Annotated in this window: 22 protein-coding genes; 8 read left to right on the forward strand and 14 right to left on the reverse strand. The window is 58.5% G+C overall.

What is annotated here, in order from left to right; genetic code table 11:
- Positions 1-17: 17 nt before the first annotated feature.
- Positions 18-629 carry a class GN sortase gene (locus DIT72_RS04255; RefSeq protein ID WP_135953935.1) on the reverse strand — a complete coding sequence of 204 codons (612 nt, stop codon included), beginning with the start codon at positions 627-629 and terminating at the stop codon, positions 18-20.
- Positions 626-2,788, reverse strand: coding sequence for a marine proteobacterial sortase target protein (locus DIT72_RS04260; RefSeq protein WP_135953936.1), 2,163 nt, complete (start codon positions 2,786-2,788; stop codon positions 626-628). Before DIT72_RS04260 ends, DIT72_RS04255 begins: the two co-directional genes overlap by 4 nt.
- A 215-nt stretch (positions 2,789-3,003) precedes the next feature.
- Between DIT72_RS04260 and pdsR the strand changes: the two genes are divergently transcribed.
- The 3 genes from pdsR to DIT72_RS04275 are packed head-to-tail and all read left to right on the forward strand — an operon-like array spanning position 3,004 to position 7,064.
- Positions 3,004-3,705, forward strand: coding sequence for a proteobacterial dedicated sortase system response regulator (gene pdsR, locus DIT72_RS04265; RefSeq protein WP_135953937.1), 702 nt, complete (start codon positions 3,004-3,006; stop codon positions 3,703-3,705).
- A gap of 3 nt (positions 3,706-3,708) precedes the next feature.
- The gene (locus DIT72_RS04270) at positions 3,709-5,721 is read left to right on the forward strand and encodes an ATP-binding protein (RefSeq protein WP_135953938.1); all 2,013 of its coding nucleotides are present in this window, start codon (positions 3,709-3,711) and stop codon (positions 5,719-5,721) included.
- Positions 5,722-5,753: 32 nt separating this feature from the next.
- Complete coding sequence (locus tag DIT72_RS04275) at positions 5,754-7,064, forward strand: DUF3422 family protein (protein ID WP_135953939.1); 1,311 nt, start codon at positions 5,754-5,756, stop codon at positions 7,062-7,064.
- 7 nt (positions 7,065-7,071) lie between these two features.
- Here DIT72_RS04275 and DIT72_RS04280 read toward each other — a convergent pair whose 3' ends face one another.
- Positions 7,072-7,860: an ATP-binding protein gene (locus DIT72_RS04280; RefSeq protein ID WP_135953940.1), complete on the reverse strand. Its 789-nt coding sequence runs from the start codon at positions 7,858-7,860 to the stop codon at positions 7,072-7,074.
- 77 nt (positions 7,861-7,937) lie between these two features.
- On the reverse strand, positions 7,938-8,663 hold the full coding sequence (locus DIT72_RS04285) for a polyamine aminopropyltransferase (RefSeq protein WP_135953941.1): 726 nt from the start codon (positions 8,661-8,663) through the stop codon (positions 7,938-7,940).
- A gap of 144 nt (positions 8,664-8,807) precedes the next feature.
- Between DIT72_RS04285 and DIT72_RS04290 the strand changes: the two genes are divergently transcribed.
- Positions 8,808-11,729: a transporter substrate-binding domain-containing diguanylate cyclase gene (locus DIT72_RS04290; RefSeq protein ID WP_135953942.1), complete on the forward strand. Its 2,922-nt coding sequence runs from the start codon at positions 8,808-8,810 to the stop codon at positions 11,727-11,729.
- A 68-nt stretch (positions 11,730-11,797) separates the two neighbouring features.
- Positions 11,798-12,769, forward strand: coding sequence for a cysteine synthase A (cysK, locus tag DIT72_RS04295; protein WP_135953943.1), 972 nt, complete (start codon positions 11,798-11,800; stop codon positions 12,767-12,769).
- Here cysK and DIT72_RS04300 read toward each other — a convergent pair.
- The 4 genes from DIT72_RS04300 to DIT72_RS04315 all read right to left on the reverse strand — a co-directional run bounded on the left by DIT72_RS04300 (position 12,712) and on the right by DIT72_RS04315 (position 14,885).
- Complete coding sequence (locus DIT72_RS04300; protein ID WP_135953944.1) at positions 12,712-13,038, reverse strand: hypothetical protein; 327 nt, start codon at positions 13,036-13,038, stop codon at positions 12,712-12,714. The genes cysK and DIT72_RS04300 overlap by 58 nt on opposite strands.
- Positions 13,035-13,943, reverse strand: coding sequence for an esterase/lipase family protein (locus DIT72_RS04305; protein ID WP_135953945.1), 909 nt, complete (start codon positions 13,941-13,943; stop codon positions 13,035-13,037). The genes DIT72_RS04300 and DIT72_RS04305 overlap by 4 nt, the downstream gene beginning before the upstream one ends.
- A 106-nt stretch (positions 13,944-14,049) precedes the next feature.
- Positions 14,050-14,559, reverse strand: coding sequence for a hypothetical protein (locus DIT72_RS04310; RefSeq protein ID WP_135953946.1), 510 nt, complete (start codon positions 14,557-14,559; stop codon positions 14,050-14,052).
- 2 nt (positions 14,560-14,561) lie between these two features.
- Entirely contained in the window at positions 14,562-14,885 is a 324-nt protein-coding gene (locus DIT72_RS04315; RefSeq protein WP_135953947.1) for a DUF883 family protein, read from the reverse strand.
- A 261-nt stretch (positions 14,886-15,146) separates the two neighbouring features.
- Between DIT72_RS04315 and DIT72_RS04320 the strand changes: the two genes are divergently transcribed.
- A complete protein-coding gene (locus DIT72_RS04320) occupies positions 15,147-15,407 on the forward strand; it encodes an acyl-CoA-binding protein (RefSeq protein ID WP_135953948.1) in 261 nt (86 codons plus the stop codon).
- Between the two features lie 144 nt (positions 15,408-15,551).
- Positions 15,552-15,863, forward strand: a complete 312-nt coding sequence (locus tag DIT72_RS04325) for a site-specific integrase (protein ID WP_135953949.1) — start codon at positions 15,552-15,554, stop codon at positions 15,861-15,863.
- Between the two features lie 35 nt (positions 15,864-15,898).
- Here DIT72_RS04325 and greB read toward each other — a convergent pair whose 3' ends face one another.
- Positions 15,899-16,390 carry a transcription elongation factor GreB gene (greB, locus tag DIT72_RS04330; protein WP_135953950.1) on the reverse strand — a complete coding sequence of 164 codons (492 nt, stop codon included), beginning with the start codon at positions 16,388-16,390 and terminating at the stop codon, positions 15,899-15,901.
- Between the two features lie 278 nt (positions 16,391-16,668).
- Here greB and DIT72_RS04335 point away from each other — a divergent pair, with 278 nt between their 5' ends.
- Positions 16,669-16,956 (forward strand): hypothetical protein, encoded by a 288-nt coding sequence (locus DIT72_RS04335; RefSeq protein ID WP_135953951.1) that lies wholly within the window; start codon positions 16,669-16,671, stop codon positions 16,954-16,956.
- Here DIT72_RS04335 and DIT72_RS04340 read toward each other — a convergent pair whose 3' ends face one another.
- The 5 genes from DIT72_RS04340 to rpoH form a co-directional block, all read right to left on the reverse strand.
- Positions 16,957-18,432, reverse strand: a complete 1,476-nt coding sequence (locus DIT72_RS04340; RefSeq protein WP_135953952.1) for a sensor histidine kinase — start codon at positions 18,430-18,432, stop codon at positions 16,957-16,959.
- On the reverse strand, positions 18,419-19,099 hold the full coding sequence (locus DIT72_RS04345; protein ID WP_027830077.1) for a winged helix-turn-helix domain-containing protein: 681 nt from the start codon (positions 19,097-19,099) through the stop codon (positions 18,419-18,421). Before DIT72_RS04345 ends, DIT72_RS04340 begins: the two co-directional genes overlap by 14 nt.
- Positions 19,100-19,203: 104 nt before the next feature.
- On the reverse strand, positions 19,204-19,983 hold the full coding sequence (hyi, locus tag DIT72_RS04350; protein WP_135953953.1) for a hydroxypyruvate isomerase: 780 nt from the start codon (positions 19,981-19,983) through the stop codon (positions 19,204-19,206).
- A gap of 3 nt (positions 19,984-19,986) precedes the next feature.
- Positions 19,987-20,901 (reverse strand): NAD(P)-dependent oxidoreductase, encoded by a 915-nt coding sequence (locus DIT72_RS04355; RefSeq protein WP_135953954.1) that lies wholly within the window; start codon positions 20,899-20,901, stop codon positions 19,987-19,989.
- 236 nt (positions 20,902-21,137) lie between these two features.
- Complete coding sequence (rpoH, locus tag DIT72_RS04360) at positions 21,138-22,010, reverse strand: RNA polymerase sigma factor RpoH (RefSeq protein WP_135953955.1); 873 nt, start codon at positions 22,008-22,010, stop codon at positions 21,138-21,140.
- Between the last annotated feature and the right edge of the window lie 177 nt (positions 22,011-22,187).

Here is a 22,187-nt window from a genome sequence, read left to right on the forward strand (position 1 = left end):
ACAAGTGTACGCCAAAATCAGGTTCCGGCAACAGCCTCCACGGACAGGTTGTTACTGGTTTCATCCGCCGTCGCCCGCGACTCGGCCGTGGCCTCCACCACATAGCGTAGCGGACCGTTGTTGCCCATGCCATCGAAGGGGTAACAGGTCACCAGCAGCAGCGAATCCCGCGGCAGCAGTGCCGTATTGATCTGCTCGTGACGACTATCAACCACCCGGATACGGTCAACGCGGAAATTGCGCCAGTGTCCGTCCCGGTCCTGCAACCGAACCCGGCTTCCGGTCTCCAGGTGCTGCAAGCCGTGGAAGTGGGTGTCCCGGTGGCCGGCGATGACCACCGGCCCCGCCTGGCGGTCATTGCCGATCACCTGTCCTGGCCCGAAGGCCAGGCTCTCACCATGTACCCCATCCAGAACAATCAGCGACTGGCCGGTTTCCGGTAGTGTCAGGCGCGCCACCGGCCAGGTATCCGCCCAGGGCCAGGGGCGGGTTTGCTGTTGCCGGGCCTGACTCTCCGCCCAGGCCAGTTCCAGCAGCTCCTGGGCCGCCAGAGCCTTCAGCGGAATCCACAGGCCTACCGCGAGGACAGTCGCAAAGGTTGTTACCAGAACAAGAATCAGACGATTCATGCCAAAACCCTCCCTTGCAGCAGGGTGATCGCGGCCGAGACCATCAGTCCCACCAGGCCGATGGCAATGAACAACGGCGACAGCGTTGCCGTCTGGGGATAGCGCAACATGGTGCCCTGGCTTCCGGCGGGTAACAGCGTGGGTACACTGTCAGTGGCCAGGCTTTCGTCTGCCGGCCTGGATGCCGTTTTTTCCTGCGCCAGGAAGCTGGTGTATTTGGTCATCAGCTGATGCTTCAGCCCCAGGCGCGTCACTTCCGCCTGCGAATCGTCATCAACCCGACCGGTAAGCCCGCTGTCCATCAGACCGTTGATCTTCTGTTTCGCCCAATAACGATGCAGGCCCTTACCGCTGGAGGCATGGTCAAGAAGCAGCGATTGTTGCCACTCGCTGCCGTCCGGTAGCCGCCCGGAGACATCCAGCTCGCCTTCGCCCGGCAGACCACGCACCACCTGAACCATGGGTTCGCCCCGGAACAGGTCGCCTATACGGTCCGGGAAGGCTTCCGTTGCGGGAGTCTGGCCGGGCCATTTAACCGCGATGTCCGTCAACACGGGGGACTGCATTTTGCCAAACAGCCCGTCCAATGGGCGGGCAACGTCTGACAGGTCACTGATGGCCGTGTAGGTGCCGCGGCCATAGCGCGCTGCTTCGCGCATGAAGTGCATATTGGGGGCCGGGCCGATACCCACCGTGAACAGGCGGCTGCTCGCCAGCTTGTTGCTGATCTTACCGAACAGTTCGGCTTCGTTGCCCACGGCCCCGTCGGTAATGAACACCACCTGCCGCACTCCTGCAAAGCCGTCCCTGGCGTCACCGCGCCTGTCATCCAGTGCCGCTTCCAGCGCCGGCGCCATCTCGGTGCCCCCGTCGGCATTCAGTTCGTTTACATAGCGGCGGGCGCGGGCAATGTTGTTGCTGCTGGCCGGTACTGCTTCCATGAACAGGGCATGGGTCTGGCTGTTGAACCGGATGACGTTGAAACGGTCGTCCGGGCCCAGCGTGTCCAGCCCGCGCAGCAACGCCTGCCTGGCCTGGCGGATGGATTCGCCGGCCATGGACCCGGAGGTATCGATCACAAACACCAGCTCCCTCGGCAGCCGCTGATCATGGTTCAGGCCCGGCATCACCAGGGCCAGCAGATAATCCTCGCCCTGCCAGCGCTCATGGAACACGGCAGCCGCGGGCTCCATGCCCCGGGCCGGCGCCCAGCGCACCACCAGGTCACGGTCCATCAGCACCGCACCGGACTCTGGTGATACCTCAACAGTATTACCGTTCCAGGTGCTGTTCAGCCGGTGGCTGGGGCTGGACACACGGCTGACCGGCAACCCGGCGGTGATATCCAGGGCAATGGTGGCCCGGTGGCTGTCGGGGCCCACATCTTCCGGCAGCACCGTGAACGGGCTGATCTGGTCGGCATCCGGCACTTCCGTGGTGGGGGTCGCCCAGCCGGTGGTCCATCGGGCTTGCCGGTTGTCCGCCGACTCGCCGGGCATGTAGCGGGGTGTCAGGGTAGTGGGCAGGCGCAGTTCGAACTCACCGGACTGATAGCGTACCGCCTGCTGATAGTGGAGCTCGACGGTGACGGTTTCACCGGGCGGGATGTTCGCCATTCGGGTGGTGAACAGGTTGGGCCGCTGCTGGTCGACTCGGGCGGCTTTGCGGCCCTCCGTTTTCGCCCGGGTGTATTGGCGTTCTGCTTCCTGCTTCTGATGGATTTCACCGACGATCACCCGATCGCCGGCGGTCATGGTCATTCCATAAACATTGGCGTTTTCCGGCAGCGGGAACACGAATACCCCTTCCCGCCATTGCTGACCGGTATTACGGAAACTCTGGCGCAAGCGGGTGTCGGCAAGCAACCCGCTGACGGTCACCCTGTAATCGGTGTTGAGCAGCGTCGCCGGCCCCACTGGCTGTCCGCCATCGTCAACAAAATGAAACTCACCGGCTCCCTGGTGACCACCATGGCCGCTTTCGGAGGCCTCGGCATACAACGGATGCACAAACAGGAACAGCATCACCGCGAGCCATAACGAAATCCCTTCCAGCCAGCGTCGCAGGCGGGGAGAGGCCTGCCACACGGCCCACGCCGTGTTTTTGCGGCGGGCATTCAGAATCGTTGGTGATGATGATCCCGGATTGGTCAGCAGCATCGTTCCGCTTCCTTGTTTCAATGTGGTCGAAAAAAACGCGCCTTGTTGGCAACCGACGTCTATTTCAGCCCAGGGAAACGGCGATCCGGTGTCACAATCTGGCGATCCGGCATCGAGAAAATGATGAATTATGGCAAACCGGTTGCTTTACCTTGTTCTGGCCTCTGGCCATGGTTAAATAGGACCCTGTATTAACAGGGAAATGGCTGCAGGTTATGAAGCGACACATCGTGCTGATTGAAGATGAACCCGCCATCCGCGAAAACTACCGCGACGCCTTCGAGCGCCGGGGTTACCGGGTGTCTGCCTATGGTGACCGCACCAGCGCCTTCCAGGTACTTCGCACTGCTCTGCCGGATCTGGCGATTATCGATGTGGGCCTTGGCGACGAGCCCGAGGGTGGCTTTACGCTGTGCCAGGACCTGCGAATCCTGTCGAAAACCCTGCCGATCATCTTCCTGACGGCCCGGGACAGCGATATCGATTCGGTTCATGGCCTGCGGCTGGGAGCCGACGACTATGTCACCAAGGACATGAGCATGGACCACCTGCTGGCCCGGGTAACCGCCCTGCTGCGACGGGCCGATGCGTGGGCAGAAGCCCTGAAGCAACCGGACGAAGTGGTACAGCGGGGCCGGCTGGCACTGAATGTGGACCGGATGACCGCGGAATGGAACGGTCAGCCCATTGATCTGACGGTCACCGAATTCTGGATGCTGCACTCCCTGGTTCAGCACCCCGGCCATGTACGCAGTCGTGACCAGTTAATGGAAGCCGCCAGCACAGTGCTGGACGACAACACGGTGACTTCCCACATCAAGAGGATACGCCGCAAGTTCCTGCAGATTGATCACGGTTTCGATGGCATTCACACCGCCTACGGCATGGGTTACCGCTGGAATGCCCATGAGGCCTGAGTTTTGACCCTTAAACGCCAGCTTTTCATTGCCAGCCTGCTAATGCTGTTGATCCCCTGGGCCGGGCTGCAGTTCGTGCTGGAGCTGGATCAGGCCCTGAGGGACCAGTCGGCCCGGCAACTGCAAAGCCAGGTTGATCGTACTGCGGGGTTTACCAGGGAACAGCTGGAGGGACACCCGACGGTCCACCCAGGCACCCCCGTGATATACGCCAGCCTGTTATCCCGCGCGCCCAACCTGGACGGCTACGGCGACGACTGGCCGGGGTACGACGAGGAAGAATCCGGCCAGCAGTGGCAAGGTACCCGGCAGGTCAGGGGCAGCGATGGCGTAGAAGTATCCTGGCAGGCGGCCGTAAACCGCAATCATCTTTATCTGCTGATCCGGGTAAGCGGCAGGGCAGCGGAATTTTTCAATCCCGCTGATCCTGACCAGCCCCATGACCGGATCAGGCTTCATTTCATTGAGGACAACCAGACCAACCGGCGCCTTATTCGCACCCAGGCGCCCGGGGCCATCGATGCTGTTGATCCGGAGCGTGGGGACTCGACCGATTATCGCATCAGCGGATACTGGCAGGCGGTCAGCAATGGCTACCAGGCTGAGCTGAGAATCCCCCGACCGGCGCCCTCTTCCGGTTTTGGTTTCCAGGTAACATGGCCTGCAGAAGAAACCGCTATCAACGGTAAGAAAAGTATTGTCGCAGGCCCGGCCCCGGCAAAACTGGTTACCCGCTTGCCAGAGCTGGAAAACCGGCTTGGCGCCATGGTTGCCCCGGGCCAGAGTGCCTGGGTTCTGGCGCCGGATGGCTGGGTGATCGCACACCAGACACGGAATCCTGTAACCGGGGAACCCCGGTTCGACAGCCTGAGTCCGTTACAGATACTCGAACGCATCAGCCTGAACGGCTTGCGGGCACTGGTGCGGTTCTACCAACCAGAACCGGTGCCACTGGACACTGCAACTCACCGCATGGAAGCGGAGGAGCTGCCGTCATCGGGCCTGGTGCGCCATAACAATGGCGACACCTTCATGCTGGTGAAGCAGCAACTGGACGATGGCCGGGTACTGGTACTGGAAGAATCCCTGGATCAGTTACTGGCCCTGTCTGGCAGCACCCTCGGTTCGGTGATTGCCCGCAGCGTGCTGTTGATCATCGGGCTGATGCTGGTGTTACTGGGTTACGCCAGTTGGTTATCCTGGCGCATCACCCGTCTGCAGCGGGCCGTGAGTGCCAGCATTGATGGCGATGGCCGGGTTCTGGGTTCTCTACCTCCTTCCCGGGCGAAAGACGAGCTTGGCGACCTGTCCCGGCAGTTCAGCCATTTGGTTGACCGCCTCCAGAGTTACACGGATTACCTGGAGAGCTTCTCCCGACGGCTTTCCCATGAGCTGAAAACACCGCTGGCCGTGGTGCGCTCCTCCCTGGAAAACCTCAGCCACACCACAGAGCCGGCCGATCAGGCCAGCTACATCGACCGTGCCCGCTCCGCCACCGGGCGCCTGAGTCAGATACTGCAGGGTATGAGCGAAGCGGCGCGGCTGGAGCAGAGTCTCGATCACGCAGAAAAGGAAACCTTTGACCTGGCCGACGTGGCCGCCCAGACCACCCTCGCCTACCGGGAACTGGACCCCGACCATCGTATTCACTATTGCGGGCCCGCCAGCGGCTGCCCATGCCACGGCTCGCCGGAATTACTGGTGCAGTTACTGGACAAGCTGGTTGACAACGCCCGGGACTTCACGCCCCCACAGGGCCGGATCGAAGTGCGGCTACGATCAGGCCCGGGGCAACTGGAACTGAGCGTGTTCAACGAAGGCTCGTCATTGCCGGAGAACCTCACCAGTGATATTTTCAGTCCCTTCGTGTCGGTAAGAACCGGCCAGCAGGAAGGCCACCTGGGCCAGGGCCTGCTGATCGTGAGGCTGATTGCCGAACATCACAACGGCCAGGTATTGGCCGCCAACGAAGCAGAAGGTGTGCGCTTTACGGTAACATTGCCACCGGCAGCCTGAGCCGACCCGGCTCGCCTTCAGAGGAATAAACCTTGGACCTGTTACTGAACCAGCTTGATCTGCATCCTCTCAGGGCAGAACTCTACAACGAACTCCACTCCCGGCCGTTCCACGTGCTGCCATGCCCGGCGCAGGTCACTCACATTGCCGTACTGACCACGCCAGAACAGCGCTCGATCCAGTTCCGGCACTGGCAGGACCTTCATGTCATGCTGGGCGAAGACGCGCCCCTCGAAGATGTCAGCTGTTACGAAGCCACCTTTGGCTCCCTGCGCATCCGCCGCGAAATGCACATGGAATTTGCCTCCTACACCTTTATCAACCTGGCAGCGGGGGAGAATCACCAGCCCTTCCGGGACACCGGCATCTCATCCCTGCCAGAGGGCTGGCTCGAGCAACTTACCGGCACCGTAGTGGCGGCTTTTCACATCGACATCCAGCAGGCCACCAAAAGCCCGAAAACCGAACTGGCGCAAATCCGCCACTGGTTCGAGGGAGAACGGCTGGTAGGCAGCAGCCCCTGGGAGGGCAAGGCCCGGGTATGGGGAACGTTCAAACTCCACAGTGATGGCTTTGGCCGCTTCATGGTGCTCAACCGGGACATGTCCGACAGCCAGCTTGGCCGCCTGACCCAGCGTCTGATGGAAATCGAGACCTACCGGCTGATGTCATTACTGGCGCTGCCGCTGGCCCGCGAAACAACACCCTCGCTGAACGACATGGACCAGCAGCTGGCCGTGATTACCCAGTCCCTGGCTGATAACCACGACCTCGACGAGCGCGAGGTACTGGCGGACCTGACCAATATTGCGGCCCGAATCGAAGCGTTCCGCGCGCACTCCACCTTCCGTTTCTCCGCCACCCGCGCCTATCACCGGCTGGTACTGACGCGGCTTGAGGAACTGCGGGAGGACGAACTGTCCGGACACCTCACGATCACCGAATTCATGACCCGCCGGCTGACCCCGGCCGTGGAAACCTGCGAATCGGTCAAAGACCGGCTGGAAGACCTGTCACGGCGGGTGGACCGCGCCTCGGATATGATGCGCACGCGGGTGGAGCTGGCCATCCAGAGCCAGAACCAGCAGCTGCTAAGCTCGATGGACCGGCGCTCGAAAATCCAGCTGATGATGCAGCATACCGTGGAGGGGCTTTCCGTGGTGGCTATCAGTTACTACCTGGTCGGGCTGCTGAAACTGGCACTGGATTCAGCCTACGACGCGGGCCTGGATTTCGACAAGTCCCTGGTGCTTGGCGTCTCCATACCGGTGGTGATGGCGCTGGTATTTTTCGGCGTGCGACTGGTGCATCACCGCTTCATCAAGCTGGCGCAAAAGCAGTAGCGGCTACCTAACCAGCGAAGGCTTCCGTGTCGCCGCCGAACTGACGGTAGAACTGTTGCGCCGTGCGACCATTGCGGGCGCCGCGGCTGGTGGCAAAACGGATGGCCTCCCGGTGCAGGGCTTCCCTGTCGGTTACCCGTGGGAACAGGGCATCGATAGCCTGCAGATAGACGTCCTGTGGAAAGCCATAAAACGACAACTGCAGGCCAAACCGGTCGGCCAGGGATACCTGTTCCTCAATGGCCTCAGCCGGATGCAGTTCGCCGCCCCGCATCCCGCTTTTGACATTGTCGTCCATGAACTCCGGCATCAGGTGGCGGCGGTTGGAGGTTGCATATACCCGCACATTTTCCGGGGGCAGCTCCAATGACCCCTCCAGCACACTCTTCAGCGCCTTGTAGCCGGACTCGCCCACCTCGAAGGACAGGTCGTCGCAGAAGATCACGAACCGCCAGGACAGCCCGGCAATGTCGTCGACGATTTCCGGCAGGTTCACCAGGTCGTCCTTGTCCACCTCGATCATACGCAGGCCCTGGCCCTGGTACCGGTTCAGCAACGCCTTGATCAGTGAGGACTTTCCGGTACCCCGGGCACCCCACAGCAGGGCATTGTTGGAGGGTTCGCCCGCAAGAAACCGTTCAGTATTGCGGGCCAGTGCCTCCTGCTGCCGAGCGATGCCCGTCAGGTCACCCCAGCCCACCGGATCGAGCCGGCGAATGGCCCGCAGACCCTGACGATGCCGGCGCCACACGGCGGCCGGTGTCTTTGCCCAGTCGATGGATTGCTCTGTGGCCATAACACTTGTTTCCTGTTCCGCGTCTGTCATCAAAATGAAACACTGAAGCCTGGTATCAGGCCGGCCCTGCCGCGCTGTCAGCCGAGCGGCTTTCGAGCCAGGAACACCGTGTTGGAGGATTCCCGGTTCTGGAACGGGTTGTAGAAAGACACCACCGTTGCGCCGACATCGGTAAACAGTGCACTCAGGATCTCCATGAACGCCTTGTCAGGCGGTTCGTTGGACCACATGGCGAAGACTCCGCCTGGCCGTATATGAGAGGCCATCCGGCCCAGACTCTCTGCAGTGTAGAAGCTGGCACTGGAGTCGTTCAGCAATGCCCTGGGTGAGTGGTCGATATCCAGCAGGATGGCGTCAAAGAGCTTGCCCGGCGCTTCGGGATCAAAACCGGATTCGGACACAGCCAGATCGAAGAAACTCCCCAGTACGTAGCGACAGCGTGGGTCCTCATTCAACACCCTGCCCAGGGGCACTTTCTCCTGCTGGTGCCAGTGGATAACCGTATCCAGGGCATCCACCACCAGCAGTTCACTCACACGCTCATGCTTCAGGGCGGCTTCCGCGGTGTATCCCAGCCCGAGGCCACCAACCACCACCCGCAGCGCGCCACCCTCCACGGCACCCAGACCCAGATCCGCCAGTGCCACTTCCGCGTCGACAAACATGCTGGACATGAGGAACTCTTCGCCCAGCTTGACCTCATAGATATCACGGTCGCCCAGGGCCGGAATCCGACGGCGACGGAGGGTAATTTCCCCCAGAGCGGACGGCTGGCTGTCGATCTGTTCAAACAAGAGGCCCATGGTATTCCCTGTGCAGTTCTGACGAGGCCATATCCTATCACCGGATGTTGTGGATCGCAGGCTGAAAACCAACTTTTCGTTGTGAAAGACACTGACTGACAACTACACTCTGAAATCAGCCCATACAGGATTGTGACCCACCCGATGAGCGCTGGAATTGCCTGGCAAAGGCCGTCTCTGAACCAATTGTCCCATGCCATGTACGCCGCCCTGGTGCTCATTGCCCTGTCGTTTCCCGTCTGGTCAGCCGACCGCCAGACCGTGTCCGTGGGCATCGTCGCCGACAACAAGCCCTACTCCAATATCGAGGGCCGCACCCCTTCCGGCTTCTCCATAGACGTTCTGCGGGAAGTGGCCCGGCAGGCGGACCTGACCCTGGAATTTCGCGCTGGAACCTGGCCGGAAATTTATGGGGCTTTCCTGCACGGTGACATCGACGTCATTGAAGGCATTTCGTACCAGGAAGAACGGGCCAGAAGCATTCAGTTCACCGACCCCTACCACATCCGCCAGACCTATGTCATGCATGATCCGGCGAACCCGTTAACCGATGTCAGTTCCCTGGACGCGCTCTCCGGTTCGCGCATCGGGGTTGTACGGGACGTCTATTACCGTGACATGCTCACTGACGCCGGCATTGAGCTTATCACCTACGATTCGATCCCCAGCCTGGTAAGGGCCCTCGCCTTCGGCTGGGTGGACGGCATCATCGGGCCAGAGCTGACCCTCAGATACTATGCCAACCAGGCCGGTTTTCGCTTTCTGGAGATTGTCGGTCACGCGCCGATGGGTGAATTGGCCCGGGAGGACTTTCGTCTTGGCGTGTTGAAAGAGAACGGGGAGCTGTTCAAGGTAATCAGTAATGGGCTCAAGGCCGTTCCGGAAGCCCGCATCACCGAACTGTTTGAGCGCTGGCAGGAATACGGCGGCGCCAGCATTGCAGAGTCGCAAAGGTTCAGTTTCAGCAATGCCCACCGTCGTTATATCAGTGAAATTGGCCCGGTCAGGGTCGGCTTCATGCGGGATTATGCTCCCTTCAGCTTTCATGATGCGGGAACGCTACAGGGGCTGAGCATGGATGTGATGGACCGGATATCCGATATCACCGGCCTGCAGGTTGTTCCTGTGGCGGGACAATGGTCGGAGCTGTACCCCATATTCCTGGCAGGTGATCTCGACATCATGGCCAATATCTCCAGAACCACCGAACGGCTTGAGAACGTCCGGTTTACCCGTCCATACCACATCATACCCAACGTAGCCTTTACCCTGGAGGAAAACCTTCAGTTCAATATCCCCGGGGACCTTGCGGGGCTCAGGGTGGCCATCGGCGCGGGCATCTATTATGAGAGCGCACTGCGCGAAGAATTGGGCGACAACGTGTTTTCTTTTATCTCCCAACGCGCCATGTTCCAGGCACTGGCCGAAGAATCCGTGGATGTGGCCCTGGCAGCCCTGCCCAACGGTAATTACTGGGTAAGGGAACTGCAGATTACCGGGGTGACTGTCGCCGGGGAAATCGAGCTCGATGGCATGTCCGGAGAAGACCTTCGCTTTGGCGTTCGCCCTGCCCTTGAACCGCTCGCCTCCATTATGGACGCGGCACTGGGCGCTATCAGTCCGACGGAGATGCGAACCATCGAAAATCGCTGGCTGGGTGCTTCTGCCAGTCGGCGTCCGCCTCCTGCAGATGCCCCCCTGACCTTCACAGAGTCCGAACAGGCATGGCTGGCGAAGCGCAACCGGCAGATTACGCTCTGCGTTGATCCGGACTGGCTCCCCCTGGAGGCACTCAGTGACGACAATCGACACATCGGGATTTCCGCCGATACCTTCAGCCTCTTCGCCGAACGCGCCGATATAGAGTTCACCCCACTTCCTGTGGACACCTGGGCCGAGTCCGTCGAGGCGGCCCGAAATCGCCAGTGCGACCTTTTCTCGATGGCCATGGAAACACCGGAGCGGCTCGAGTATATGAGCTTTACCGAACCCTATATCCAGATCCCAGGTGTGCTCCTGGGGCGGGTGGAAGCCCCGTTTATCAATACTCTTGATGACGTGGGAGACCGTCCGGTCGGTATTGTGGAGGGGTACGCCTTCAAGGAACTGCTGCAAACCACCCATCCGGATCTAAGGCTGGTGAAAGTCGGCAATGAAAAAGAAGGCCTGAGAATGGTTCAGGAACGCGAGCTCGCCGGTTATATCAGCACCTTGTCCACAGCCAGCTACCACATGCAGGAGCTGGGCCTTGCAGACCTGAAAGTTCTGGGGCGAGTCCCGGCAGACTGGTCCCTTGGCATAGGTGCCCGGAATGACGAGCCCGAACTGCTCAGCATCATGCAAAAGCTGGTTGCCAGCCTGACGGAAGACGAGCGCACAGCCGTCGAACGCCAGTGGGCCGGCATCAGGCTGGAACAAACGGTGGATTACACACTGGTGTTCCAGTTAATCCTCGGTGCCACAGTTGTGCTGGGCCTGCTGTTTTACTGGAACCGCAAACTCGGCGGGCTGAACCGGGAACTTGCCGCGGCGAATGACCGCCTTACCTACCTCAGTGTCACCGACGATCTGACCCAGATCGGTAACCGCAGTTATTTCGACCGGGAGTTCAGCAAAAGTTTTCACTGGTGCCAGCGACACCGGGCGGGGTTTGCGGTTGCCATGGTGGATGCGGACCACTTCAAGACCATTAACGATACCTATGGCCATGACGCCGGTGATAACTGCCTGGTTGCGCTGGCCGATACCATGCGCACCCATTTTCGCCGCGACACCGATCGTCTTACCCGGTTTGGTGGCGAGGAATTCATTATTTTTACCAGCTTCAGTGACCGCGAGGAACTGATCTCGCGCCTGGAAAGTTTCCGCGAGGGCCTGGCCGGGCAGACCATTACCTGCAACGATCAACAGGTCAGTTTTACCGTCAGCATTGGCCTGGCCACTGGCGTTCCCCGCAAGGACACCGCGCCGGCAGAGTTCCTTCGCCGCGCTGACAAAGCGCTCTACCTTGCCAAAAAGAACGGCCGCAACCGGCTGGAAGCCGTAGTTATTGAGGACAGTGATTAACCGGCAGCCAGTTTGAGCCGGGGAAATGTTATGCTTTTGCGATAATCACAACGCAGAAGGAAATCACCATGGCCAACATTTATCAGGACAACTCCCTGTCGATAGGCAACACCCCGCTGGTGAAACTTAATCGGGTCAACGAAGGCGCCACAATCTGGGCCAAGATTGAGGGTCGCAACCCCGCCTACTCGGTAAAATGCCGGATTGGTGCCGCCATGATCTGGGATGCCGAAAAACGCGGTGTTCTCAAGCCCGGCATGACCATCATTGAACCCACCAGCGGCAACACCGGTATCGCGCTGGCCTTTGTCGCAGCGGCGCGGGGCTACAAGCTGCGGCTGACCATGCCCTCGTCAATGAGCCTGGAGCGGCGTAAGGTATTGAAAGCTCTGGGGGCAGAACTGGTTCTCACGGAACCACCCAAGGGCATGAAGGGTGCGATCGCCAAAGCCGAGGAGCTTGTTGCCGAAGACCCGGATCAGCATTTTATGCCGCAGCAGTTTGAAAACCCGGCCAATCCCCGTATCCACGAAGACACCACCGGCCCGGAAATCTGGAATGATACTGACGGCGCCGTGGATATCTTTGTCTCCGGTGTTGGTACCGGCGGGACCCTCACCGGCGTCGCCCGCTATATCCGCAACACCAAAGGCAAAGCCATTACAACCGTGGCCGTAGAGCCGGAAGACTCACCCATCATCACCCAGTTTCGTGCTGGTCAGGAACTGACGCCTGCGCCCCACAAGATTCAGGGCATTGGCGCGGGTTTTGTTCCCGCTAACCTGGACATGGATCTGGTGGATCGGGTGGAAACCGTCAGCAATCAGGACGCAATGGATATGGCGCACCGGCTGATGCAGGAAGAAGGCATTCTTTGCGGTATTTCCTGCGGCGCAGCGGTTGTGGCAGCGGTAAGGATCGGCAAGCGGCCGGAATTCAGGGATAAAAATATTGTTGTGGTGCTGCCGGATTCTGCCGAGCGTTACCTGTCTTCCGCACTGTTCTCGGAGCGGTTCGGCGAGCTGGAAAACGTGCAGTAAGGCGGCGCCGGCGACGAACCAGTGCGGGCCAGCATGCCCAGGCCCGCCGATACGGCTGCAACACTGCGGTAAGACACCCGCGCAATGGTGTGGTGGAGAAACCTTGTGGCTTCACCAACGGGACGGGTCACCGGAACCCGCTGCAGGATGTTGAAAGTTTCATCCGCAACGGACAGGTGGACCCGTTCCAGTTTGAGCGCACCATGGGCAAGGCCGTTGGTCAAAACATCCGCAACCCCGGCCCACCAGAGACAGTTGTGCCTGTTCATAACAGCCACTCCTTGAGTTGGACAGCCACGTCGGGATCATGGGCAAGGCGGATGTGGCCAATACCCGGAAAGCTGGCCACGCCAGCGAGCGCCCAGCCCTTCCGTTCGCGGCCGCGGGCGCTGGACTCATGCACCAGTGCGTCCCCGAACAGCGCATTAGCCGGGTGCAGATGGCTGCGGGCGAGCGAGCCACAGACCACATAATGCCGGGCGCCGGGTAGCAAGGGTGGCTCGTCCTCAGTCGCATTTACGAACTCGCCGCGGGACAGGTTCCGGATGCCCTCACTACGCAGATCAATAATTTCACCCAATACCCGCAAATAGTCCCGCGTCGCCCGACCTGTCAGCTCCGCCGCTGCCCTGGCCCCTTTTGCCAACCACGAACCATCATGGGGAACACTGATATAGACACAATCACTCAGCTGTCCCACCCAGCCATAGCCATGGCGCTGGCCATGGTGGCAGGCACTGCGGATCAACAGCCCGCCCATACTGTGACCGATCAGGATAATCCGTTCAACAGCCACCGGCCATTGGCGGACCAGGGTATCAAGCATGTCGGCCAGAGTTTCTCCATTGCGGTATATTGGCCGGCCGGTGTTGTAGCGAAGGGTCAGGGGCGTAATGTCGCTGTTCGCAGCCGCCAGCAGCGAGCCGTAATGAGCGCCGTCACCGCCGGGAAGGGTCCATACCGACTCAAGCTCCATCAGACCGTGAATGGAAAGGCACAAGGTTGAACCGGAAGCCTCCACACACGGGGAGGCAGGATCGACTGACTCATGCCCATGAAAAAGCGCCATGGGCATGGCCAGGGGATTGTTGCGGGCCTCAAGCCAGTCTCCGAAGAACCCGCTGAAAATCGCTGAGGCGTGTTTTTGCCATGCCGGGGTGGTGTCTGTATCCATGCACAACCGCTACCGTCTTATGATCTAACCACCAGTCTACTCTGATTATTGCCCGACGATTGGCTGAAACTCCCTCACATGCCGCATTTTTATGTTGGAGTGGCGATCAGGTGGCTGGGGCATCGGTTTCACTGGCAGGTGGGTCCGCTTTTTCCTTCGCATGGGCCTGCTCGGCTTCCGCTTCCTTCATCAGCACCATGCCACCCTGCATCAGCAGCGACTTCAGGCGTGGATCGCTCTGCTCCACCACACCAAGGGTGAACGCAGCAGCAACAGCTTCCAGGGGGTTGTTACGGACAAGATTTCTGATGGAATCGATCGGAGAGGGCGGTGACTGCCCTTTGCCGTCTTCACCCTCAGAGGCAGACTTCTTCGAGGCAACCGGCCGGGTCATCCGATAGAAAAACAAAGCCAGCAATAACAGACAAAACAGGCCCGTCGCCGCCATCGCACCGGCATCGCCCAACCATGGGGACAACGCCAGTGTGGCAGCATTGACGAGCATATAAAAACTGGTAATCAACAGGGCGACCAGCAGCACAAAGGCCAGCATAAAACCGATAATGGCCGCAACTGCTTTGCGCAGGACGCCCCGTAACCAGGCTGAATCGAGCATGATCAGCGGTCCAGCAATCTACCAACAAGCAGTCCCGCAAGGAACATGATCATGATGCTGAGGAAAGGCCTTTCCCCGATTTTGCTCTCGGTATCGTCTATGGCCTTGGTGCCAGCATCACGGGCACGGTTGATGGCCTCATCGCCACGCTCCCTCACCTGGTCAAAAGCCTCCCGGCTCTCCCGGCGAATTTCATCACGGAGACTGCTGATGTTGCTCTTTTGTCCTTCCGTAACAGTTTTGGTGAGGTTGGAGAGATCGTCGCTGAGCTTTTTCAGATCTGCTCTTACCTGATCATAATCATTCTGGTTGGATTTCGCTTCCATTTGTTGCCTCCTTATCAGCAAACCTATGCTATTTTCGGTTTTTGATATCCATAAAAACTCTCGACTGAATAGTGCGTAAGAAAGTCAGATCGCATCTTTACAGATATTCAGTAACCATGGGTTTGTGAAGATTAACCATGATTACATTAACTGTAGCACAAGATAGGGGCCTCAATGGAAGCTCCCATTAATTGCGGCGCATTGGCTTGGCGTTTAGCCGGCTCATCATTACGAAACCGCCGCCAAAAAAAGGAACCCGACATGAGTGACCTGAAAACCCGTTTCGACGAAGCCGTAAACTACATCCAGAATGCCGAGGGCGATTTCAAACCGTCCAATGAAGTCAAACTGGAGTTCTACGCTCTTTACAAACAGGCCACCGAAGGTGATGTCAGCGGCAAGCGCCCGGGCATGATGGATTTCGTGGGCCGCGCCAAGTATGACGCCTGGGAAAAGCTGAAGGGCACCCCGTCCGAAGAAGCCATGCAGAGGTACATCGACAAGCTGGAAGCCCTGAAGTAACCACGCAGCCTGTTTTTATCGGGAGCAGCAATTGTTACAGATTGTTGCTCTTCGTCAATTTTCCCTGTGAAACTTTTGCGACGGTCAAACGGCTGTCATAAACTGCGCGCAATATAGGAACAACTACTCACAGGGAAGACGCACATGGATAGTACCGAGGCACTGGAACAGTCGCAGCCCGGCCTTGTCAGGCGAGTGACCAAGGCCATCCGCAAACACCATCTTAACTATCGCGCAGAGCAAACCTATCTCCACTGGATTTCCCGGTTCGTGCTTTTCCACGATCTGAAAAATCCGGAAACACTGCAACCGGGTGACCGACAGGCTTTCCTGGCACATCTCAGTGATCGTATGGAGGTATCACGAGCGCGCCTGAATCAGGCGAAGCAGGCTCTGGCATTCTTTTACGAGGACGTTCTGGGCAAAATCGAGACCGGAAGCGCTGCCGCCGCCTGAACCAGCGCTACGCAGGGGCGGGGGCACTGCCTCTCTCACTGGTCTGGCGTCATTGGCTGGTAACGGATACCCGTAATCACCACGTGGGTCCAGCCATCGGGAGTTCGCACGCCAACTTCGTCATCAATCCGCTTGCCGAGAAGAGCACGCGCCATAGGGGAATCGATGCTCAGGTAACCCCGGGACAGGTCGAACTCGTCAGGGCCGACGAGCCGGTAGGTGCTTTCGACGCCCTTCTCGTTCTCGATGGTCACCCAGGCACCGAAAAATACCTTGTTCCGGTCATCCGGCAATCGGTCCACCACCGTCAGCTCATCCAGGCGCTTGCTCAGGAACCGCACGCGGCGGTCAATTTCACGCAGCTGTTTCTTGCCGTAGATGTACTCGGCGTTCTCTGAACGGTCGCCCTGGGCGGCGGCTTCACGCACGGACTGGGTGACCTCCGGACGTTTCTCCTTCCACAGGTAGCGAAGCTCCTCGCGAAGGGCGCTTTCACCCTCCGCCGTTATGTAGCGGGTTCTGGCCATATAAAATCATCATTCAGAAATAAAAAAACCCCGTAAAAACGGGGTAAGGCTAGCGCTGTGCTGGAGAGAGAAGCAAGCGGAGTTTCCGCTGGCTTCCATAACTACCGCTTCGATTATGCACAGTCGAGGTTACACGGCAGTGGCCGCACGATTACGTTTTTTTCAGGGCAGAGATTAGGTTGTTCACTCTAGAGAGCGGCGTTAGGGTTCAGCCTAAATAACTGTATTACCACTTGAAGCTTTTTACTGATCAACACTTTCAGAAACAGGGCACCGACATGAATACAAAAAAACTCATCAACAGCGCGCTGAACGGTCTGGACAGTATCGGTTACCGGCTGGACCAGTATGGCATTACCGACAAGCTGAACCGACACAACCTGGCTGCCTTTATCATGCTGGAACAGAAACATCTGGAAGGCGAGTGGGACAGCATTCAGGCGAAGTTTGATCGCCGCCGCTCACAGGTCGAAGGCATTCTGAGCGCCATCGAAAGCCGTACCGATCCACTGATCAGGCCTCTGATCAGCCGTGTAGACCAGTTCCGGGGGGTGTCGGGAAGCTGATCAGGCACCTCTGAGCTCACCGGAAGATGTTTGCTCCCCGGTTTCCGGAGCCGGAATCGTCTGGCTATCCTTAAGACGCTTCCGGTTGGGGGAGTAGGCCGGCATACGAATCGTCACCATAAGTCCCGGATACTCCTCACCGGGGTGGTGATCGCTCAGCGAGATAACTCCCTGATGTATTTCTGCCACAGCACTGACAAGACTGAGTCCCAGACCATTTCCCGGTAGCGACCGGCTCTTGGCCACCCGGTAGAAGCGCTGGAATACCTGGTCCTTTTCCTCGTCGGGGATACCGATACCACTATCCCCCACTTCGAAAACCGCATCGCTTCCTTCCTTGCGAACATTTACCCGGATCTTGCCCTTTTCGGGGGTGTACTTGATAGCGTTATCAATCAGATTGCTGACCATCTGGAACAGTAAGTCCCGGTCTCCTTCAATCACCACGTGGTCTTCCAGGGACTGCTCGAAATCCTGATCCTTGTCTTCCGCCAGCGCCTCGTAGAGTTCACAGGCATCGCTGACCAGATCTCCCAGGCACACCTGTTTCATGTCCGCCGTATTACCCCGGGTTTCCAGCCGCGCAATCCGCAACAGGGCATTGAAGGTCGCCAGCAGCTGATCCGCCTCGGCCACCGCCTTACCGGCCTGGTCCCGCGCTTCGTCGTTGTCCACGGACATCAGGGTATTTTCCAGCTGGTTGCGTAGCCGGGTCAGGGGGGTTCTCAGATCGTGAGCGATACTGTCGGAAACATGGCGAATGCCTTCCATCAGGTACACAATCCGGTCCAGCATCTGGTTAAGGTTTTCCGCCAGCTGGTCGAAATCGTCGTCGGTACCCCGGGTGGGTATGCGCAGCGACAGATGCCCGTTCATGATTCGTCGGGACGTGTTGTTGATGACTTCAATTCGCCGCGTGGTACTCCGGCTCATCAGAAATCCACCCAGCAACGCCAGTGCCAGAGTAATCCCCATGCCCCAGTTGATGGCCGTCTCGATGACCCGCTTGAGGTTGGTGAGTTCGTCCACATCACGGCCGACCAGCAGGCGCAGGCCACCCTGAACCTCGAAAATACGCGCCCGCGCCAGGCGCTCGGGGCCGGTCCAGCCCACGGACTCATCCAGGGTGAAATTGATCCAGCCACTTTCCGAGCGTGAGCCGTTGGGCCAGGTTTCGATATTACCGGCGAGCTTGAGAAAGTCGTCTGTGGTCAACAGGTAAATGGATTTGGCATTGGGGTCGCGGGCAACGCGCTCGCGGATAATGGAAATCAGGCCATTGATACCGCTGCCGCGGTACTGTTCAGCGAGGCCGGCAATTTCTGCCTCGATGGTTTCATCGGTCTGCTCAGTCATGAACCCTGCTGTGCGCCAGTAGATGAACGCCAGCAACAGGAAAACCGAGGTGGCGAATACCACCATATACAACAGGGCTAACTGGAACGATGAGGTTCGAAGCTGGCTAAGCAGTTTCACGCAACATGTACCCTGCACCCCGGATGGTCTGCAGCAGCGGGGTATCGAATTCCTTGTCGATTTTTGCCCTCAGGCGGCTGATATGCACATCAATCACGTTGGTCTGGGGGTCAAAATGATAGTCCCATACTTTCTCAAGCAGCATGGTGCGAGTGACCACCTGACCGGCATTGCGCATGAGATATTCCAGCAGACGGAACTCCCGGGGTTGAACGTCGATATTGTGTCCTGCGCGCTTGACCGTCCGGGCCAGCAGGTCCATCTCCAGGTCCGCCACCCTCAGTACGGTTTCGGTTTCCGCGGACTGACGGTTGCGTCGTACCAGGGACTCAATGCGTGCCAGCAACTCGGTGAACGAGAACGGCTTGGTCAGGTAGTCGTCACCGCCACCCCGCAGGCCTTCGACCCGGTCATCGACATCGCCCAGGGCGCTGAGGATCAAGACGGGCACCTGGTTACCGGTGGCACGCACCGTCTTGATAATCGACAGACCATCCATTCCCGGCAGCATACGGTCGACAATCATGATGTCGTAGTCTTCGCTGGCGGCCATCATCATCCCGTCCTTGCCATCCGCCGCATGGTCCACGACAAAATCAGACTCTTTCAGCCCTTTGACAAGGTAGTTTGCCACGTCCTGATCGTCTTCAATTACCAGTGCTTTCACCGGTTATCCTCCTGAATAGCGGATTACATTAACAGCTAGGGTACGAAGAACATCGGTTGCCGGCCAGTTACGATCCTGTAAGAGGGTGTCGCCAATGGCGACGGTCAGGCCCCGTTCCGGAACCAGTTCAGACTTGCCGCCGTATCGCTGCTGGGGCGATATTCCGCACTCACCCAGCCACCATACCCCAGACGGTCGAGGGCCGCGAAAACATTCCGAAAGTTAATTTCTCCGGTACCAGGCTCATGGCGACCAGGATTGTCCGCAAACTGGATATGGCCAATCCACGGCAACAGACATTCCACTGAGCGTATCAGGTCCCCCTCCATGACCTGCATGTGGTAGAGGTCATACTGCAACTTGACGTTGCCGGCATCAACCGCCTCGATCAACTGCATGACCCGGGCAGAGGTATCCAGGAAGAAGCCCGGTATATCCACCCGGGAGTTGATGGCCTCCAGACAAAGAGTCATGCCTTCTTCTTCAAGCCTGGCGGCGCCATGATTGACGTTGTCCACCAGCGTTTGCCAGGCCAGCGACTCATCCAGCGTATCCGGCCGGATGCCGGCAAGGCAATTGATCTGCCTGCAGCCCAGGGCCTTTGCATAGCGAATGGCCTGTTCCACGCCTTCTCTGAATTCACCGACACGGTCTGGAAAGCAGGCAATGCCACGCTCGCCGGCGCTCCAGTCCCCGGCTGGCAGGTTGAAAAGTACCTGGGTAAGCCCGTTACTATCAAGCTCACGCCTCAGATCCTCTTCCGGCCACTCGTAGGGAAACAGGTACTCAACACCGGTAAAACCCGCCTCCCGCGCCAGCCGGAAACGGTCCATGAAATCCGCCTCGGTAAACAGCATGGAAAGATTGGCAGCGAAAACAGGCATGGCTTATCCCTTACGTTTGATGGCCGGTGAAGTGCCCAGCAGGGCACCATTGAGATGCTCCAGTTCCAGCAACAGGCCACTGTGGTCCACATCACTGTGCCCATTGGCCACCAGGCTCTGGTATTCATTATGCACCTGCTGCGCCAGAGGCAGAGTGAGCCCCTCGGAACGGGCTTCATCCAGAATCATACGCAGATCCTTGAGCTGGATCCGCGCCGGCGCACCGGGAGAGAAATCCCGGTCAATCATGCGCTGGCCGTGCAGTTCCAGAATCCGGCTACCGGCAAAACCACCCATCAGCGCCTCCCGCACCGCAGAAGGATCAGCACCACCCTTCGCCGCCAGCAGTAACGCCTCCGAAACCGCGCCAATGGTAATCCCCACAATCGCCTGGTTTGCCAGCTTGGCCAGTTGCCCGGCACCCACAGGCCCAATCGGCGTGCACTTCCCCAGCGCCTCAAACACGGGCCGTACCCGCTCAATATCCGCCTCCGGACCCCCGGCCATAATACTCAGCGTCGCCTGCTCAGCCCCGAGGGTACCACCCGACACCGGCGCATCTACATAACCGGCACCCTGTTCCCTAGCCAGTTCAGCATGGCGGCGAGCCAGCGAAGGCTGAACCGAACTCATATCAATATACACCGCCCCCGCTTTCAGCGCGCCGATACCACCCTGATCCACCATCACGCCGTCCACCACATCGCCGTTTTCCAGCATGGTGATCACCACATCAGCATCACGGATAGCGTCCTTCGGAGAACCGGCAATACCAGCCTCGCTTTGAAAAGGCTCACATTTGCTCGCGGTACGGTTCCACAAAGTGATTGGAAAGCCGGCACCCAACAAGTTCCTGACCATGGGCGCACCCATCAACCCAACACCGAGGAAAGCTATATGAAGCTGTTTCGTTACCATAATTTTTGGACCCTTACTGCCAATCCGGAAGAAGTGGGTGGGCAGGCCCTTCCAAAACACGCTGTGGATACGTCCCTGTACGCTCGGCTCCGCCATCCATGGCTCCGCACGGTTTTGGAAGGGCCTGCCCACCCACTTCCGCCCCAAGGTGTGTTTTAAAGGATTATACAAACAAAAACGCCACCAACCCCGCAAAGGGTGGTGGCGTTCTGACAAAAGCCGATATCATCCCTGGCTTATGCGGCGACGGCCTCTTCCGTCGTCATCTGGGCACGAATCTTCTTCATCGCGTTCTTCTCAAGCTGACGGATACGCTCCGCGGAAACACCATACCGGTCTGCCAGTTCATGCAGTGTAGACTTGCTGTCTGACAACCAGCGCTCCCGCAGAATGTCCTGGCTGCGCTCATCCAGCAGCGCCAGCGCCGACATCAGACGGCCATTGGAATCATCCGTCCAGTCCGACTGTTCCAGCTGGGTAGCCGGATTGCTGCGATGATCTTCCAGGTAGTACTGCGGTGCCTGGTAGGCATTGTCCTCGTCATCGTCCTGGGGGCCATCGAACGCGGTATCGTGAGAAGCCAGACGGCCTTCCATTTCACGTACCACTTTGGGTTCCACACCAAGGTCGCTGGCCACTGCCTTGACTTCCTCATGGCTTAACCATGCCAGACGCTTCTTCTGACTGCGCAGATTAAAGAACAGCTTGCGCTGGGCCTTTGTAGTGGCCACTTTCACGATACGCCAGTTACGCAGAATGAATTCGTGAATCTCGGCCTTGATCCAATGCACCGCAAAGGACACAAGACGCACGCCATATTCCGGATTGAAGCGCTTGACCGCTTTCATCAGGCCCACATTACCTTCCTGTATCAGGTCAGCCTGCGACAGACCATAACCGGCATAACTGCGTGCGATATGGATCACGAAGCGCAGATGAGAAAGAATCAACTCGCGAGCGGCCTCTACATCACCTTCGTAATGCAACTTTTCTGACAACTTGCGCTCTTCCTCAACAGACAACACCGGGATGGTGCTGGCCGCCTGAATATAAGACTCCAGATTGGCGCCTGGAACCAGCCTGTCGATGATCTGTAGATTTGTACCCATATTTTAACTCTCCTGACATGCCGGCCAATAAATGTACAGTGTGACCATTGACCACCAAGTGTTCCGCAAGTTCAAAAATTTCCTCAAAAACGTTTTAAAACAATAAACTGGAAACCTGACTGCCTTTTAAATTCTAACTTTAACCTACGCGAAAAGCAGGTCTGTTTTCAATACGGC

Origin of the sequence: Marinobacter orientalis, assembly GCF_004792665.1 — a bacterium.
Lineage (GTDB): Bacteria > Pseudomonadota > Gammaproteobacteria > Pseudomonadales > Oleiphilaceae > Marinobacter > Marinobacter orientalis.